Origin of the sequence: Marinobacter sp. (assembly GCF_041690615.1) — a bacterium.
In the GTDB taxonomy this organism is placed as follows: Bacteria; Pseudomonadota; Gammaproteobacteria; order Pseudomonadales; family Oleiphilaceae; genus Marinobacter.
Map to the genome: position 1 here is coordinate 171,321 of NZ_JAWLGY010000002.1, position 17,313 is coordinate 188,633.

Annotated in this window: 14 protein-coding genes and 1 tRNA gene; 9 read left to right on the plus strand and 6 right to left on the minus strand. The window is 60.1% G+C overall.

Annotated features, from left to right (window positions below; genetic code table 11):
- Positions 1-84 precede the first annotated feature (84 nt).
- The 3 genes from ACESMZ_RS02410 (at position 85) to pyrF (ending at position 2,342) form a co-directional block, all read left to right on the plus strand.
- Entirely contained in the window at positions 85-387 is a 303-nt protein-coding gene (locus tag ACESMZ_RS02410) for a LapA family protein (protein WP_372956908.1), read from the plus strand.
- Positions 387-1,556 carry a lipopolysaccharide assembly protein LapB gene (gene lapB, locus ACESMZ_RS02415; RefSeq protein ID WP_372956909.1) on the plus strand — a complete coding sequence of 390 codons (1,170 nt, stop codon included), beginning with the start codon at positions 387-389 and terminating at the stop codon, positions 1,554-1,556. The genes ACESMZ_RS02410 and lapB overlap by 1 nt, the downstream gene beginning before the upstream one ends.
- 81 nt (positions 1,557-1,637) lie before the next feature.
- Entirely contained in the window at positions 1,638-2,342 is a 705-nt protein-coding gene (gene pyrF, locus ACESMZ_RS02420; protein WP_372956910.1) for an orotidine-5'-phosphate decarboxylase, read from the plus strand.
- Positions 2,343-2,632: 290 nt separating this feature from the next.
- Here the strand turns inward: pyrF and ACESMZ_RS02425 are convergent.
- Positions 2,633-2,708 (minus strand) — tRNA-Asn (locus ACESMZ_RS02425).
- 122 nt (positions 2,709-2,830) lie between these two features.
- Positions 2,831-4,015, minus strand: coding sequence for a pyridoxal phosphate-dependent aminotransferase (locus ACESMZ_RS02430; RefSeq protein ID WP_372956911.1), 1,185 nt, complete (start codon positions 4,013-4,015; stop codon positions 2,831-2,833).
- 143 nt (positions 4,016-4,158) lie between these two features.
- Here ACESMZ_RS02430 and uvrB point away from each other — a divergent pair, with 143 nt between their 5' ends.
- From uvrB to ACESMZ_RS02445, 3 genes are all read left to right on the plus strand, one after another.
- Entirely contained in the window at positions 4,159-6,189 is a 2,031-nt protein-coding gene (uvrB, locus tag ACESMZ_RS02435; protein WP_372956912.1) for an excinuclease ABC subunit UvrB, read from the plus strand.
- Between the two features lie 154 nt (positions 6,190-6,343).
- The gene (locus ACESMZ_RS02440) at positions 6,344-7,147 is read left to right on the plus strand and encodes a flagellar motor protein MotA (protein WP_372956913.1); all 804 of its coding nucleotides are present in this window, start codon (positions 6,344-6,346) and stop codon (positions 7,145-7,147) included.
- Positions 7,148-7,153: 6 nt separating this feature from the next.
- Positions 7,154-8,221, plus strand: a complete 1,068-nt coding sequence (locus ACESMZ_RS02445; protein ID WP_372956914.1) for a peptidoglycan -binding protein — start codon at positions 7,154-7,156, stop codon at positions 8,219-8,221.
- Here the strand turns inward: ACESMZ_RS02445 and ACESMZ_RS02450 are convergent.
- Positions 8,202-9,347: a GNAT family N-acetyltransferase/peptidase C39 family protein gene (locus tag ACESMZ_RS02450; RefSeq protein ID WP_372956915.1), complete on the minus strand. Its 1,146-nt coding sequence runs from the start codon at positions 9,345-9,347 to the stop codon at positions 8,202-8,204. The genes ACESMZ_RS02445 and ACESMZ_RS02450 overlap by 20 nt on opposite strands.
- A 192-nt stretch (positions 9,348-9,539) precedes the next feature.
- Between ACESMZ_RS02450 and ACESMZ_RS02455 the strand changes: the two genes are divergently transcribed.
- Positions 9,540-11,036: a RimK family protein gene (locus tag ACESMZ_RS02455; RefSeq protein ID WP_372956916.1), complete on the plus strand. Its 1,497-nt coding sequence runs from the start codon at positions 9,540-9,542 to the stop codon at positions 11,034-11,036.
- 16 nt (positions 11,037-11,052) lie between these two features.
- Here the strand turns inward: ACESMZ_RS02455 and ACESMZ_RS02460 are convergent, their stop codons facing one another.
- The gene (locus ACESMZ_RS02460; RefSeq protein ID WP_372956917.1) at positions 11,053-12,192 is read right to left on the minus strand and encodes a cation diffusion facilitator family transporter; all 1,140 of its coding nucleotides are present in this window, start codon (positions 12,190-12,192) and stop codon (positions 11,053-11,055) included.
- A gap of 455 nt (positions 12,193-12,647) precedes the next feature.
- On the opposite strand from ACESMZ_RS02460, the gene ACESMZ_RS02465 reads away from it, so the two are divergent.
- The gene (locus ACESMZ_RS02465; protein WP_372956918.1) at positions 12,648-13,676 is read left to right on the plus strand and encodes a quinone-dependent dihydroorotate dehydrogenase; all 1,029 of its coding nucleotides are present in this window, start codon (positions 12,648-12,650) and stop codon (positions 13,674-13,676) included.
- 345 nt (positions 13,677-14,021) lie between these two features.
- Here the strand turns inward: ACESMZ_RS02465 and rmf are convergent, their stop codons facing one another.
- Positions 14,022-14,234, minus strand: coding sequence for a ribosome modulation factor (gene rmf / locus ACESMZ_RS02470; RefSeq protein WP_372956919.1), 213 nt, complete (start codon positions 14,232-14,234; stop codon positions 14,022-14,024).
- Positions 14,235-14,586: 352 nt separating this feature from the next.
- On the opposite strand from rmf, the gene rlmKL reads away from it, so the two are divergent.
- Positions 14,587-16,764, plus strand: a complete 2,178-nt coding sequence (rlmKL, locus tag ACESMZ_RS02475) for a bifunctional 23S rRNA (guanine(2069)-N(7))-methyltransferase RlmK/23S rRNA (guanine(2445)-N(2))-methyltransferase RlmL (protein ID WP_372956920.1) — start codon at positions 14,587-14,589, stop codon at positions 16,762-16,764.
- A 3-nt stretch (positions 16,765-16,767) separates the two neighbouring features.
- Here the strand turns inward: rlmKL and ACESMZ_RS02480 are convergent, their stop codons facing one another.
- The gene (locus ACESMZ_RS02480) at positions 16,768-17,286 is read right to left on the minus strand and encodes a hypothetical protein (protein WP_372972148.1); all 519 of its coding nucleotides are present in this window, start codon (positions 17,284-17,286) and stop codon (positions 16,768-16,770) included.
- Positions 17,287-17,313: the final 27 nt, after the last annotated feature.

Genomic DNA, 17,313 nt, shown 5'->3' on the forward strand with positions numbered 1-17,313 from the left:
ATTCTGCTCAGGTGGCCCGAACTCTGTTTCGGGTAGAATGAGCGGCATTGGCAAGAGAATCCCCGATTCCTGGAGCAGGGTGCTATGGCAGGGTTTCAGAAGATCATCCTCCTTCTGGTTGTCATACTGGTAGCCATTGTGGTGCTGGTATTTTCAATGAACAACCAGATGGCTGTATCGCTCAATTTCCTGTTTTTCGAGACCCGGCCCCGCGGGGTAGCCGTCTGGCTGATCCTCGGTTTCGTGTTCGGTATTCTGTTGGGGATTATCCTTACGCTGATGGCAACGGTCCGGGTATCGGTATCCCGCCGGCAACTGCGCAAACGCCTGGACAGGGCCGAAAAGGCATTAGAGCAGAACAGAACCCCTGAAGACCGGGCTATTTGATGGATATGTTTTTTCAGTGGCTGCTGCTGACAGCTGCCGTTGCCGCTGGCTGGTTTGTTGGTCGCTATTTCCGCTCTGAGCGCCGGGCCGTTCGGAATATCTCCGATGAATCCTCGGTTCGTGAGCGGCTCCAGTTTCTTTTCACCAATTATTCCGACCAGGCGGTAGAGAACTTTGTGCAGTCCCTGGCGGTCAATAAGGATACCGTGGGGCTGCACCTGTCTATCGGCGCCCACTTCCGCCACAAGGGCGAAACCGACCGAGCCATCCTGATCCACCAGAACCTCCTTGCCCGCCCGGAGCTGCCTGGACACTTTTCGCCCCAGGTAACCTTCGAGCTGGCCCGGGATTACCTGGCTGCCGGCCTCCTGGATCGCGCAGAGGCCCTCTTTCACCAGCTTATGGATGACCGGGAATATGGTGAGCGTGCAGCGGCGCAGCTCATCGAGCTGTATCAGCAGGAAAAGGAATGGGGCAAGGCTGCCCAGGTTGCACGTACCTTGATGAAGAACCGGCTTGACCCGAAGCTGGCCCGTCAGCTGGCATATATCACCTGCGAACTGGCGGACGACTGCGTGGATCGGGACGATCGCTGGGGCGCCCAGAAGCTGGCAAAGGAAGCCCTTGCCATTGACGGGAGCTGCGTTCGGGCGACCTTTATCCTTTCAACCTTGCAAGCCAGGCAGGGCAACTACCGGGAAGCTGCCAGCCTTTGCCTGAAAGTCTTCGACCAGAATCCCGAGTTCGGGCCGGAGGCTATCGATCGCTTCATGAAGCTGGAGCGGGCTCATGGCGATGTGGGGCGTAACGGAAAGCGGCTGAGAAAACTCTATGAGCAACACCCCGGCACCAGTTTGCTGCTGGCGCTCGCAGAGGCTGTGGAACACTCCTCAGGGCGTCAGGCCGCCATTGACCTGCTCCGCAACGAACTGGAGACAAGGCCCAGCGTTCGAGGGCTGTTGAGGCTGGTAGAGCTCTCGGGTTATGAGCGCGGGCTGGCGACAGGCGAAGGCCGCCTGGTGAGTCGCATTGGTCAGCTCATTCTGACCAATCGTCCGGTCTACCGCTGCGTCAACTGTGGTTTCTCAGGTCAGCAGCTTCACTGGCTGTGCCCCAGCTGCAAGGAATGGGAAACCGTCCGTCCGATCCAGGGCGTGGAGGCAGAGTAGGGCATTTTCTGCCATAATCCCGGCCCGATCGCCTTCCGGCCACGCCGGATTTTCTTCGTTCGGACACAGGAGCCACTCCCCATGCAGGATTCCCTCGGCCCACGCATTATCGTCGCTCTCGATTTTCCCTCGGATACCTCGGCCCTCGCGCTGGTGGATAGCCTTGACCCGGCACTGTGCCGCCTGAAAGTTGGCAAGGAGTTGTTCACCCGCTGTGGCCCGGACCTGGTGCGCACACTCCAGGATCGGGGTTTCGAGGTGTTTCTGGATCTGAAATTCCACGATATCCCCAACACGACGTCGGCAGCGGTGGCTGCCGCGGCGGAACTGGGTGTATGGATGGTGAATGTGCATGCGTCCGGTGGTGAGAAGATGATGGTCGCCTGTCGCGAGCAGCTGGAATCCTTTGGTGCGGATCGGCCTTTGTTGATCGCCGTGACGGTGCTGACCAGCATGGGCGCTGAGGATCTGGCGGGTATCGGCGTTACTGACTCACCGGCCGACCAGGTGAATCGGCTGGCGACGCTGACCCGTAACTGTGGACTGGATGGGGTGGTGTGCTCGGCCCAGGAGGCGCCCGCGCTCAAGCGTGATCAGGGTGCTGAGTTCAAACTGGTTACGCCCGGTATCCGGCCGGCGTCCGCTGACCGGGGTGATCAACAGCGGGTTATGACGCCTTCTGCGGCCATTGCAGCCGGTAGCGATTACCTTGTGGTTGGGCGGCCGATTACGCAGGCGGCTGATCCTCTGGCGTCCTTGCGGGCCATTGTTGATGACATTTCCTGAATAGGAAGGGGTGTTTGTCTGGGCAGCCTGTTAGTTGGGTGCCGGGAGCGGCAGGCCGATAACGTTTTTCGGGAGACGCCCCGCAAGTACGTCCCTGTAGGGCTCGACGGCAGCCATCCCTGGCTGCCGACGCTCCCGAAAAACGTTCTCAACCCGCCACTCCTCAGCGTCAGTAGTAACGCCTTTGCGGGTGGCTTCCAGATATCCTCTGCACAAACCAAAACATTGAATAATTAAAAAAACACGAAAAAAGCCGCGTCTGCAAAACAGAGGCGGCTTTCCGGAATTAGTGGCTCCCCGACCTGGGCTCGAACCAGGGACAAACGGATTAACAGTCCGTTGCTCTACCAACTGAGCTATCGGGGAACAGTCGATGTCGACGAGGCGCGTATATTAAAGAGCCGGTACCCCCTCGTCAACCCTTTCAAAAGACTTTTTGGTGCCGCGGAAGAATCCCTCAGAAGGCACCAAAAGCCAACGTCAATGGATCAGGACAGCGCCTTCTTCAGGCGCGCAACGGCTTCCTTCAGAACATCCATGCTGGTGGCGAAGCTCAGACGCATATGGCCCGGGGAACCAAACGCCGAGCCCGGCACCAGTGCTACGCCGGCGCCCTTGAGCAGCACTTCCGCCATTTCCACGTCGTTGGAAACATTCGGGGTTGCCTCGATCGCACCCTGGAAGCTCGGGAACACGTAGAAGGTGCCGTCACCCTCCAGGCACTCAACACCCGGCAGCTCGTTCAGGGCCTTCACCAGGTAATCGTGACGCTCCCGGAACGCCTTCACCATCTCACCGACACAAGCCTGGTCACCATCCAGGGCCGCCTGGGCAGCCGCTTGGGAGATGGACGCCGGGTTCGAGGTGCTCTGGGACTGGATCTTCTTCATGGCGCCGATGATCTTCGCCGGGCCCGCTGCGTAACCGATTCGCCAGCCGGTCATGGAGTAGGCCTTGGAGACGCCGTTGAGCACAAAAGTGCGGTCGTACAGCTCCGGGGTGGCGTTGAGGATGTTGCAGAACGGCTTGCCGGTCCACAGGATGGGCTCGTACATGTCATCGGTGGCGATCATGATGTTCGGATACTTCTTCAGCACCTCACCAATGGCCTGCAGCTCTTCCATGGAATAGGCCATGCCGCTGGGGTTGGACGGGCTGTTGATCACAAACAGCCGGGTGCGGTCGGTAATGGCATTTTCCAGCTGCTCAGGGGTAATCTTGAAGCGGGTGTCGGCGCTGGTTTCGATGATCACCGGCTTGCCTTCTGCCACCAGTACCATGTCCGGGTAGGAAACCCAGTAGGGGGCGGGGATAATGGCTTCGTCGCCGGGGTTCAGTGTGGCAAGTGCCAGGTTGAAAAAGCTTTGCTTGCCACCACTGGATACCAGTATCTGGTTTGGCTCGTAGTCCAGACCGTTGTCCCGCTTGAACTTGGCAATGATCGCTTTCTTCAGCGCGGGAGTACCATCCACAGCAGTGTATTTGGTCTGACCGTTACGGATGGCCTCGATGGCCGCTTCCTTGATGTGGTCAGGGGTATCGAAATCCGGTTCCCCGGCACCCAGGCCGATGATGTCCTGGCCGGCGGCCTTGAGTTCCGCTGCCTTGTTGGTGACGGCGAGGGTAGGGGATGGCTTGATGGCCTGTACACGGGTGGAAAGTTGAAGGTCCAAACTTGCGCTCCTTAAAGATGCGTCTGAGAGGGCTGCAGCTGCCATGTGGCGGCACAGAGCCGTCAACACGGGCTGTTTAACCCATGGATGTTACCATGAGAGATTCGCAACGATAAGTTTCCCGCGAGGGTGGAGGTAAATGAGTGTCCAGGTTCAGAGTGGATTCCCCCTACAAGCCGGCCGGTGACCAGCCAAAGGCCATTGAGGGCCTGGTGGATGGCATCGAGTCGGGGCTGGCTCACCAGACGCTGCTGGGAGTGACCGGTTCAGGGAAGACCTTCACCATTGCCAATGTCATCGAGCGGGTGCAGCGCCCCACCATTGTCATGGCCCACAACAAGACCCTGGCGGCCCAGCTGTACGGCGAGTTCCGTGAGTTCTTCCCGGACAATGCCGTTGAGTACTTCGTGTCCTACTACGATTATTACCAGCCTGAGGCCTATGTGCCATCCTCCGATACGTTTATAGAGAAGGATGCATCGGTCAACGAGCACATTGAGCAGATGCGACTCTCCGCCACCAAGGCGCTGCTGGAACGGGATGATGCCATTATCGTTGCCACGGTTTCTTCCATCTACGGTCTGGGTGACCCCCAGTCCTACCTCAAAATGATGCTGCACCTGGACCGGGGCGACCAGGTCGATCAGCGCACCATTCTCCGGCGACTGGCTGAGTTGCAGTACACCCGCAATGATGTGGAGTTCCACCGGGCCAACTACCGGGTTCGGGGCGACGTCATCGACGTGTTCCCGGCGGAGTCCGAAAAAGAGGCGATCCGCATCGAGCTGTTTGATGACGAGGTGGAGAACCTGAGCTACTTTGACCCCCTGACGGGGGAAGTACTGCGGCGTGTGCCGCGGGTGACCATCTATCCCAAGACCCACTATGTCACGCCCCGAGAGACGGTTCTGGGAGCCATCGAGAACATTAAGGTGGAGCTTGACCAGCGTCTGAAGCAGCTGCGGGACAACAACCGCCTGGTGGAAGCCCAGCGGCTGGAGGAACGCACCCGCTATGATATCGAGATGATGCTGGAGCTGGGCTACTGCAACGGCATCGAGAACTACAGCCGCTACCTTTCCGGTCGCAATCCTGGCGAGGCGCCGCCCACACTGTTCGACTACATTCCACCCAATGCCCTGCTGGTAGTGGACGAGTCCCATGTGACCATTCCCCAGATTGGCGCCATGTACAAGGGTGACCGCTCCCGCAAGGAGACCCTGGTGGAATATGGTTTTCGCCTGCCCTCGGCACTGGACAACCGGCCCATGCGTTTCGATGAGTGGGAGCGGATTGCGCCGCAGATGATCTTTGTGTCGGCCACTCCGGCAAAGTACGAGGAAGAGCATGCCGGACAGGTGGTGGAGCAGGTGGTACGCCCCACCGGCCTGCTGGATCCCGAGATCGAGGTACGCCCGGCGTCCAGCCAGGTGGACGACCTGCTCGGGGAAATCCGCGAGCGGGTGGCAGTGAACGAGCGGGTGCTGGTCACCACCCTGACCAAGCGGATGGCGGAAGACCTCACCGACTTCCTGATGGAGCACGATGTGCGGGTGCGTTACCTGCATTCGGATATCGACACGGTAGAGCGGGTGGAGATCATCCGCGACCTGCGGCGGGGCGAGTTTGATGTGCTGGTGGGCATCAACCTGTTACGGGAAGGGCTGGATATGCCGGAGGTGTCCCTGGTGACGATTCTGGATGCGGACAAGGAGGGTTTCCTGCGGTCGGAACGATCGCTGATCCAGACCATCGGCCGGGCGGCCCGGAACGTCCATGGCAAGGCCATTCTCTATGGTGATGTGATTACCGGCTCCATGCAGAAGGCCATTGACGAAACCGGACGTCGTCGGGCGAAACAGGCTGCTTTCAATGAGGAACACGGTATCACCCCGCAGGGTCTCAACAAGAAGATAGCCGATATCATGGAGGGCGCCGCCGGTGGCGGTGGCCGTGGTCGCCGGCGGGCGGAGCGGCCGGGTCAGAAGGCCGCCGAAGAGGCCGAGAGGTACCAGGTGAAGGCCAGGGGCAAGTCGCCGGAGGAGCTTCTCAGGGAGATTACCCGGCTGGAAGACGACATGTACAAGGCGGCCTCAGACCTGGATTTCGAGAATGCGGCCCGCATCCGGGACGAGATCGCCGAACTCAAGGAGGCGGCGGTTCGCCTGGGCTAGAAACCTGCGGTTTGCTTTCACAGAGCCCCGGTTCGCCCGGCTGTATGGCGGATGGCCCCACCGTACTCTTGCATTCCCGGGAGCGGCTTGCCAGTCTTAGGAAGCGTGCGCACTGGCGCACCCGGCTTGTCCATCCATCACGCGGTATTCCGGCATGAGTAACCTGAAGCACACGCTTTTCTGGATGACCCTGTTTCTTGCCATTGTGGTGGCAGTCTGCGCCGCGATCTACCGGCCGTTGCAGACGGCCTTCATGGCAAACTGGGTTTTCAATTTGCTGATTCTCCTCGTTCTTCTGGTGGGCATTGTGCTCACCTATCGTCAGGTCCTGGTGCTGTTCCCCGAGTTGCGCTGGGTCGCCCAGTTCCGCACCGGTCATTCCGGACTTTCGGTATTACAGGAGCCCCGGTTGCTGAAGCCGCTGGCCCGGCAGTTGGGGGAAGACACCAAGCGGGATCAGTTCCGTCTTTCGACGCTGTCCCTGCGGACCGTGCTGGACGGAATCCACAGTCGTATGGACGAACAGCGGGAAATCACCCGGTATTTCATTAGCCTGCTGGTGTTTCTGGGCCTGCTGGGGACCTTCTGGGGCCTGCTTGGCACCATCAATGCCGTAGGTGCCGTTATCAGCGACCTGAATATGGATCAGGGCGACTTCGGAGCCGTGTTTGCCGACCTGCAGGGTGGGCTGCAGGAACCCCTGAAGGGGATGGGGACGGCGTTCAGCTCGTCACTGCTCGGCCTGGGAGGCTCGCTGATTCTCGGCTTCCTGGATATCCAGGCCGGCCATGCCCAGAACCGTTTCTACGATAACCTGGAGGAATGGCTGACCGGAGTGACTGACCTGGTGGGGGGTGTCGACAGCATGGACATCCACCCGGCCCGCACGGCTGGAGACCTGGAACGCCTGGCGGCCGAGAATCAGCGGCTCAGGGATCAGCTGGCGGACCGGGAGTAAGCGCCCATGATCGGCTATCGACGCCGCAACCGCAGTGCGGTCAACATCTGGCCGGGGTTTGTGGACGCCCTGTCAGCCCTGCTGATGCTGGTGATCTTCATGCTGCTGGTTTACGTGGTTAGCCAGCTCTATCTGTCCCAGACCCTGTCCGACCGGGACACGGAACTGGCCCGCCTGAACAGTCGTCTGCAGGAAATCTCCGAATTACTGGGCCTGGAGCGGGGCAAGACCGAGGCGCTGGAGCGGGAGATGCAACGGGTCCAGGATCAGCTGGGGGCCTCCCTGGCCCTGAACGATGAACTGGAAGTCGAGCTGGATGAAGCCAGGGATGAGTCCCGGGGCCGACTCAATGATATCGAGGCCCAGTCCCTGCAGATTACGGACCTGGAAGAGTCCGTGGCCAGTGCCCGGCAACAGCTGGATGAGAAAGAGCTGCTGTCAGCGACCCAGCGGGCCATGCTGCAGCAGCTGTCCGAACGCATTGGCCAGTTGCAGGCGCAACTGCGCCAGATTGCCACCGCCCTGGAAATGCAGGAGGCCGAGACGGCGGAAAAGGAAGCGGAACTGCAGGAGGTCAGCCAGCGGCTGAACACCCTGCTGGCGGAGCGGGTCAACCAGTTGCAGCGTTACCAGTCGGAGTTTTTCGGGCGCCTGCGGGAGATTCTCCAGGACAACGAGAACATCCGGGTGGTGGGAGACCGGTTCCTGTTGCCCTCGGAGTTGTTGTTTGGCTCCGGCTCTGCGGACCTGGGGGCCTCCGGCCAGGCTGAGCTGGACAAGTTGGCAAGTGTGCTAATGGATGTAGCTGAACGCATACCGGAGGACATTGACTGGATCCTTCGCATCGATGGTCATACCGACCGGATTCCCATCAATACCGACGACTTTCCCTCCAACTGGGAACTTTCCACCGCCAGGGCGGTAGCGGTGGTGCGTTATCTGGCGGACAAGGGCGTGCCGGAGGGTCGCATGGCGGCAGCCGGTTTCGGGGAGTTCTTCCCGGTCGCCGAGGGCCTCACCGACGAGGCGCTCAGCAAGAACCGTCGCATCGAGATCAAGCTGACCTCCCGCTGACGCCGGAATCGTCCGTGCGCTTCGGGCCGACGATTACCGCCGCTTGCAGGGGCTGGTTGCGCCCGTAGCGGGACATGCGACCAAAGATACGGCGGTCCACGGGCAGGTACTGGTTGTCAGCGATGGTTTCGCCTTCCTCCACATCCACCTCCGGGTCATGCAGGTAGACGAACTGGTCGTCCACCGCGCAGACCGTTACCCAATGGGGTACCCGGCTGCGGTTCAGTTGCCAGGTGCTGATCAGGATCACCGGCACCTGGCCGGCACGCAGGGCCCGCTCGATTTCGTCAAGGGTCAGGGGGTCATGGTGCAATTCGATACCGGTCTGACCGATGTCGTGCAGGAAACCCTCATGGACCAGTTCCAGTACCCGTTTCTTGTCATCGTTACGCACCGTCTCCCGGAACAGGGGGCCTTCCTGGCTGATCCACGCCGTGGCGTTGTATCCGCGATGCCAGGCGGCCAGGGCCAGGCCGTGGGGGCCACAACCGCCGTGCCCGGCGAGCATGAAGATCGTCGTGGCTTCCCGCCAGATGCGAAGCTCTTCCAGGGTGGTCAGGGGCTGGTCATGGGCTACCGCTGCCATCGCCATCAACAGTGATGCCGGGCCACAGGTAAAGTCCGTGGTCTGGGGGTAGTAGGGCACCTCCGGGAATTCGGCGGACGGCTCATAGAACAGGATTCGCCTCTCGAACCGCAGTGCATCGCCGTGATCCTCGTAGTAATCCCGCAGTGTGCCGAACTGACGATAGCCCAGGCGCTCATACAGGGCGATGGCGCCATGGTTATCGGTGCGTACTTCCAGGCGCATCAGGATGCGCCCGGCCTCTGCCGCCTGTCGTTCTGACTCCCGCACCAGGGCTTCCCCCACGCCTTCACCGCGTCTGTCCGGGGCCACGGCAATGGAATAGATCCGGGCGAGCCGGGTGTTGGCTTTCATCAGCACCAGGCTGTATCCGGCCAGCAGACCCTGTTGTTCGGCCAGGATCAGGCGGTCCCGGGGCATATCCATAAAGCGACGGAAGCTGCGACGGGAGATGCGGTCATCCCGGAAACACCGGTTCTCCAGCGCGACGAGGGCATCGATATCAGCCGGTGAGGCGTTACGGAAAGTGGTCTGGACCATAGTGAGAACCGCGCGGCAGTGGGTGAAAGCGTGGTTATTATGGGGGACGGTACGGGCACCGGATAGCGTTCTGTCATGCGTAAAAGCACGCATCTGCCGGTGATTGCTGAAAATCCGATCTGGTACTACTGTAGCCGACACAGCGTTCACGGGTGAACGCCTTTGCCCGCACTGGCCGGAGGGCCTTGTCTGATGTCACGTTTGCTGCTTGTAGTCGATCATGCCCGGGACTGGGCGCCATACTATCCCAGTGAAGATCTGCTGACTTTCGATCAGTACCTGCAGTTCTCGGCGCCGGCCCACAGCCGGGTACGGGTAATCAACCTGTGTCAGAGTGCCCGTTACCTGAGTCAGGGCTATTACTGTTCCCTGCTTGCCGAGGCCCGGGGTCACCATGTGGTCCCCTCAGTTATGACACTGAACGATCTGGGACGCAAAGGACTGTTTTCATTACAGCTGGAAGAGCTGGACCCGTCGGTGATCCAGTGGCTGGATCAGGCCGCACAGGAAACCACTCCGGACAGTAAGGGCGGTCGCAGTGTACGGGTACGCAGCTTCTTCGGCCAGGCTGAGGTGCCGGAACTCAAGCCGGTAGCGCGGGCGTTGTTCGAGCGTTTTCCTTGCCCGATCCTGGAAGTGGCTTTCCGTCACCGCAAGGGCAGGGGCTGGCAGATTGACGCCATGAAGCCGGCGGCCCCGGCGGATCTCACGGAAGCCCAGCAGGATGTCTTTGCTGCGGCCCTGGACCGGTTCAGCAGCGTTGTCTGGCGCAAACCCCGCACCCGCCGTCGCTATCGCTTCGACCTGGCCATGCTGGTCAACCCGGAAGAAGACATGCCCCCCAGTGACGAAGTGGCCCTGAGCCGGTTCGAAAAAGCCGGTCGCAAGCTGGGTATCAATGTGGAGCGGATCACCCGCCGGGATTACATGCGCCTGCCGGAATACGACGGGCTGTTTATCCGGGAGACCACGGCCATTGACCATCACACCTACCGATTTGCCCGCAAGGCGGAGGCAGAAGGCCTGGTGGTCATTGACGACCCTGTGTCCATTCTGCGCTGTACCAACAAGGTCTTCCTGGCGGACCTGCTGAAAACCAACAAAGTGCCCACGCCCCGCACCCTGATCCTGTCGAAGGACCAGAAGGACGCGGCAACGCAGGTTGTTGAACAGCTGGGGTTGCCGGTGGTGGTGAAGATCCCTGATGGCGCCTTTTCAAAAGGGGTTCTGAAAGCCCGGGACGAGAAGGAGCTGAAGGACGCCCTGAAAACCCTGTTCCGCCAGTCTGCACTGGTTCTGGCACAGGAATACCTGTACACGGACTATGACTGGCGCATCGGGGTGCTGGGCGGGCGTGCGATCTACGCCTGCAAGTACTACATGGTGAAAGGGCACTGGCAGATCTATCAGCACGGGGAGGCCAAGCAGGTTGACAGCGGTGACTTCGATACCCTGCCCACCTATGAAGTGCCCCGTAATGTGGTGCAGGCTGCCCTGAACGCCACGCGGCTGATCGGTAATGGCCTCTATGGGGTTGATATCAAGCAGTCCGGCAACCGGGTGGCGGTGATCGAGGTTAACGACAACCCCAGCATCGACTCGGATGTGGAGGATCGCTTCCTGGGGGGCGAGCTCTATACGCTGATCATGCAGGAGTTTCTCTCACGCATGGAAGCCAAGCGGCGATAACGCCCCCGGCTGGGGGCTAGCCGGGCTGCCAGAGCCGCAGGCTTCCCAGCCACGCCGGAGTGTCGATCCGTGCCTCCACTGTCTCCCCGGTCAGAGGCTGGAGCGGGGGCTCGTCCAGAAACAGTTCCACATGTACCTGATTGCCCAGATAATGCAGCCGTATATGATGCCGGGTGCTGTCCAGTTCGGGAATCTGGTCGCGAAGCCAGTCACGGATCGTTTTGCGGGAAGGCAATTCGGGAGTCGTGATGGTGCCCTGCTGGTCATTTTCGGCGTCGATATGGAAGTTGATATCGCGAATGTCCGGCAAGGCCGCCCGCATACGGCGAATAACCTGCATACCCACCTGGTGACCCTCTGATACGCTGATTTCCGGTTTCACCACCAGGTGAACGTCCACCAGGACATCACTGCCCATACGCCGGCTGCGCAGGTCGTGCACATTCCGCACACCCTCGGTAGCCATGGCCGCTGAACGCAGACGCTCGGTATCCCCGTCGGAAAGACCGGTATCCACAAGCTCCCGTACGCTGCTCCAGGTAAACTGCCAGCCCACGTGCGCAATAATGACGGCAATGATGATAGCCGCTACGGCGTCCAGCCAGGGGAAGCCAGCCATGGCACCGGCGGCACCGACCAGCACCACCACGGACGAGAAGGCATCCGTGCGGCTATGCCAGGCGTTGGCGACAATGAGGTCCGAGCGTATTTCCTCACCCACTTTGCGGGTGTAACGGAAGATCCATTCCTTGCCAAGAATCGACAGGATTGCGATCGCCAGAACGGGCCAGCCAGGAATCCCCAGTTCACCAGCTATCAGTACCCGCCAAAGGTTGTCCCAGGCGAGGGCACCGCCAATCGCGATCAGGAAGCTGCCCAGAATCATCGTGCCCAGGGTTTCGAAGCGCTGGTGCCCATAAGGGTGATCCGCGTCTGGCCCCCTCCTGGAGAGCTTCATGACCACCAGGACCACCAGGTCGGATGCCACATCGGTGAACGAGTGGATACCGTCCACAAACAATGCCTGGGAGTTGAATAGCAGCCCTACGATACATTTCAGAAGACCAAGTACGGCATCCAGTATCATGCCGATGATGGTCACCCGGGATGCGGCGCGGAACTCACCGTCCAGGCGATGCTGGTGACTGGCTGACATGTCAACTCCTGTAAAATGGCCCTGTTTATGAGACTTGGATCACAGAAATGTGTTCGTTTTATGCACAAGTACGATGTACGGCTAACGGCTAAAACAAGGGTAGTCTAAAGCCGAAATCGCTGCTTTGACCAATATAAAATGCTGAAAATAAAAAGAAAAATAACTGATCAAAAATTGATCAATTTGCAGGGGGCGGCTCGAGGCAAGGGATCAGCCCGGTTGAAAGGGGATTTTCAACAGAGTTATCCACAGAATTCGTGGAAAAGGTCACAAGACCTTAACCAGACAGTCATTTAGAGGTCATCGCCATGCAACAGAAGCCACTGTGGAAAACTTCCGCTATACTCGCAGCCCGTTCAGAAGGCGCGAAATAATACCAGAAGATTTTTCAGGGTCACGCTGTTTCGACGTTTTCTTGACCAGTACTGTATTCGCGATATCAACCAGGGTTTTGTATGTATACGTTGCTTCGCAGGATTTTGTTCACCTTGCCTCCGGAAACCGCTCACCGGGTTGCACTGACCGGCCTGGACCTGGCCGCGGCCAGCGGCCTGCTGAAGGCCCTGGTGCCGCCACCGGCCAATCTTCCGGTCAAGGTAATGGGGCTGGATTTTCCCAATCCGGTGGGACTGGCTGCTGGCCTGGACAAGAACGCGGATCACCTTCAGGGTCTGGGTGCCCTGGGCTTTGGCTTTATTGAAGTGGGTACCGTCACACCACAGCCCCAGCCCGGTAACCCTGCGCCCCGGATGTTCCGCTTGCCGGAACACCACGCGATCATCAATCGCATGGGCTTCAATAATGAAGGTCTGGATCACCTGGTGGGCCGGGTTGCCAAACGTCGCTATGCCGGGGTGCTTGGGATCAATGTGGGCAAGAACAAGGTGACCCCCGCGGATGAGGCAGAGTCGGATTACCGCAAGGGTATCGCGGCCGTCTACGACTACGCCGATTATATTACCGTCAATGTATCTTCTCCCAACACGCCGGGACTAAGGGATCTCCAGTTCGGTGATTCCCTCCGGCAGTTGTTGCAGGCAATAAAGGAAGAGCAGCGAATCCAGCATCAGGCAACCGGCCGCTATGTTCCGCTGGCGGTAAAAATCGCTCCGGATATGGACGACGGGGAAATCCGGTTTGTGGCGAATGCCTTGCTCGAGGCGGGAATTGACGGTGTGGTGGCCACCAATACCACTATCAGTCGAGACGCGGTCAAAGGACATCAGCATGCTGACGAGGCTGGCGGCCTGAGCGGTGACCCGGTTCGCGAGTCGTCTTTGCGAGTTATCAGAGGGCTTTACGAGGTGCTCGGTGATGAAATCCCGATCATTGGTGTCGGCGGTATCCGGGATGGTGCCAGTGCTGCGGAGAAGATCCGCGCGGGTGCGAGCCTAGTCCAGGTGTATACGGGCTTTATTTACCGGGGGCCGGTGCTGGTGAAGGAGGCGGTGGAGGCCATCCGGGCACTGAAGGCTGGGCAGTAGCCGCAGCAAGGGAAACTTCTGTCGGTGCGAAAAATAAAGGGCCCGCTGAGCGGGCCCGTGCGGGGAATAAACCCCGTGGCGACATGGTTATGTCTGGTTCGGGTCGGGTGGACCCGATTTCAGGTTCCGGCGGTTGATGGAGGGGAGCCGGTGCGCCCCTGTAGTAAACCAGATTGTCAGAGTGTGTTCTTCGTCAGTTAGACGACGCCTTGAGATCGTTTTGTGTTGTGTGTCCGCCTGAAAGCGGCCAGTCTCTGGTCGTACTTATTACCTGAAGTACAGAAAAAACATCTATCAGAGACACTCTTTCAGCCCGGAGCACGCGGGAATTGTCCAGGGTGACCGTCAGGCCGTGCCGTTGGCAGCAAGCCTGTGAATGCCGGAAACGCCGGTCATGCCCTCCCAGTGATCGGTGCGTCCTTCCCGCCACCCGTTCAGCCATTCCTGTCGGACTTCTGGCTGGTCCAGTGGGCAACTGTCCTTGGATTTACCGGACACGCCGGCCTGGTATCCCCGCTTGAATGCGCGAGCGTACATGTCTCTTTTCTGTCTTTTCATGCTGTTCCTCACCTACATGGATTTACAGAACAAGCGTGTACACGTCTGCCAGTGTCTAGTGGAAGAACCCATTCAATAACAGACCCTCAAGGTCCCGGGTTACTTCCCGACAAGGCAGTCAGGATCCTGAATCAGGGAGGCCACAGGGCACTCCCTTTATTTGACGCGTCTATGACACCCTATGATGAATCCGGTGGCGGAGTACAGTACTTATTTCATCTATGTGACCGCGCCTTTATGTTTATGTGAAATAACCGCAGTCGGTTACCATGCGCTACCCTGACTCGTTAATCCCGTAACTCAATACTGGCCTTCCGCCTGCCACAGGCGGAAGGCTGACCCGGAGGTGCCCGTGGCCGAGCAATACGAATTCTTTGTAACCTGTCCCAAGGGCATGGACAGCCTGCTGCAGACGGAGCTGGTGTCGTTCGGGCTGGAGCCGCTGAAGACGGCACCGGCTGGTGTATGGGTGCGGGGCGGGCTGGCGGAAGGGTACCGGGCCTGTCTCTGGTCCCGGTTGGCCAACCGGGTGCTCTTGCACCTGGCGACGGTGGATGCCCGCACCAATGAATCCCTCTATCAGGGTGTCCATGAGATACCCTGGGAAGCCCATCTGGCCGTAACCGGCAAGTTCCGTGTGGTGTTTACGGGCACCAACGAGCTTATTCGCAACACCCAGTACGGGGCGCAGAAAGTCAAGGACGCGGTGGTGGACCGGCTGCGGGGGAAGGGCACGGTGCGGCCCAGCGTAGACGCAAAGGACCCGGACATCACCGTGTCAGCCCGCCTGCACCGGGGGGAGCTGAACATTGCTGTAGATCTGAGCGGCGACAGTCTGCACATGCGTGGCTATCGCACGGAGAAGGGGGTTGCGCCGGTGAGGGAGAACCTCGCCGCAGCCCTGTTGATGCGAGCGGGCTGGCCGGACATTGCCGCAGAGGGGGGCGACTTTGTTGATCCCATGTGCGGTTCCGGGACACTGGTGATCGAAGCGGCCATGATGGCCCTGGACCAGGCCCCTGGGAGGTTGCGCCAGGGCTTCGGCTTTGAGCGCTGGCTGGGCCATCAGCCGGAAACCTGGATGGAGTTGCGGCAGGAGGCTGAACGCCGGGCCTGGGAAGGCAAGCAGGGCCGGGTACCGCGCCTTGTTGGCTACGACCAGGACAGCCGGGTGATCGCCACCGCCTGGCGCAATATTGCCCGGGCCGGGCTGGACGGGATCATCCATGTGGAGTCACGGGCGGTAAAGGATTTCCATCGGGACGGACAATGGGCCGCCGAGGGCCTGGTCCTGGTCAACCCGCCCTATGGTGAGCGCCTCAGTGAACGGCGGGAGCTGGGAGTCGTGTACCAGTCCCTGGGGGAAGCCGTCCGGGAGCACCTGCCTGGCTGGCGCCTGGGCGTGTTCACCGGTGCCCCCGAGCTGGGGCATTCCCTAGGCCTGCGAAGCCATAAACAGTACCGGTTCTTCAACGGCAAGATACCGGCCCAGCTGCTGTTGTTCGACATTAACGAGGACAATATTGTCCGCCCGAGGGAGGTGACGGCACCGGGAGAGGTCCGCGCGAAAATCAGCCACCCCGAGCGGGCGCAGATGCTGGCGAACCGGCTGAAGAAGAACCTGAAAGCCCTTGGCCAGTGGGCCCGCAAGCAGAATATCCAGTGCTACCGCCTCTACGATGCGGACATGCCGGAATTTGCCATGGCCATCGATATCTACGGCGACCGAGTTCACGTACAGGAATACGCTGCCCCGAAATCCGTGGATGAAAAAAGCGCCAGGGAACGCCTGGCGGAAGCGTTGGCGGTGATACCCGAGGCATTGGGCGTGGCACCGGACCAGGTGGTGTGCAAACAACGCCAGCGTCAGACCGGAACCCGCCAGTATGAGAAGCAGGATGTCACCGGCGAGTTCATGGAGGTGGACGAGCTGGGCAGTCGCCTGAAGGTGAACCTGAGGGACTACCTGGATACCGGCCTGTTCTTGGATCATCGCCCGGTACGACGCTGGATTCGCGACCATGCCCGTAACAAACGCTTTTTGAATCTGTTCTGCTACACCGGTGCGGCCACCGTGCAGGCGGTGGCCGGGGGCGCCAGCCGGTCCCTGAGCCTGGATATGTCCAATACCTATGTGGACTGGGCCCGGGAGAACCTGGCGCTCAATGGTGCTGATCCGAAGAAACACATGGTGGAGCAGGCGGACTGCCTGAAATGGCTGGCGGACAGGCCGTCACCGGATCAGCGTTTCGATCTGATTTTCATGGACCCACCCACCTTCTCGAACTCTGCCAGGATGCAGGGAGTGCTGGATATCCAGAGGGACCACGGCAAGCTTATCCGCCAGGCCATGTCCCGGCTGACCGCCGACGGGGTGCTCATCTTCTCCAATAATTTCCGTCGTTTCCGGCTCGATGAGGATCTGGGCGAGCTGTTTGAGGTGGAGGATGTGACCCCGGCCACCCTGGACCGGGACTTCCAGCGCAACCCCCGGATCCATCAGTGCTGGCATATCCGTCACAAGGTCTGAGGGTCACCATTCGTCGTTGTGCTGGTCCGCCTCGGGGGCTTCGATAAGGCCTTCCTGGCGGGCAAGCAGGAGCAGGGCGTAGACGCCGTTTTCCGGCAGCTGGGGCTCAAGGCCCTTTTCGAACATGAGGTCCCGGCGGTGGTCTTCGAGGGCGTCCCGGTCCAGGCCCGGTATCAGGTCGTCCAGGGGAGCCAGTTCGAAGGGGACGGGCATGGCGACGGCGTCGAAGATGAGGTCGATCAGGGTTTCGTCCGGGTCGATGCCGTCGGTGTAGACCTGCTGGTCGGGCAGGTCTTCGTGTAGCGCCCGGGCCAGTTCGATCAGGGGGACGCCCTGTTCCCGCAGGTACCGGAGTTCGTCTTCGGCCAGTTCGGCGTCCTGGGGCAGCCAGCTTTCGTCCGGTTCGATGACGACGGTTTTCATGCGGCCGTCGGCCAGGCTCCAGGCGATCGCGGTGGGGAAGAACACATCGTCGTTCTGGAAGTATTCGATGTCCAGAAAGTGGGGGATGCCCTGCGGCATATTGGCTCCTAAGTATTCGATGATCAG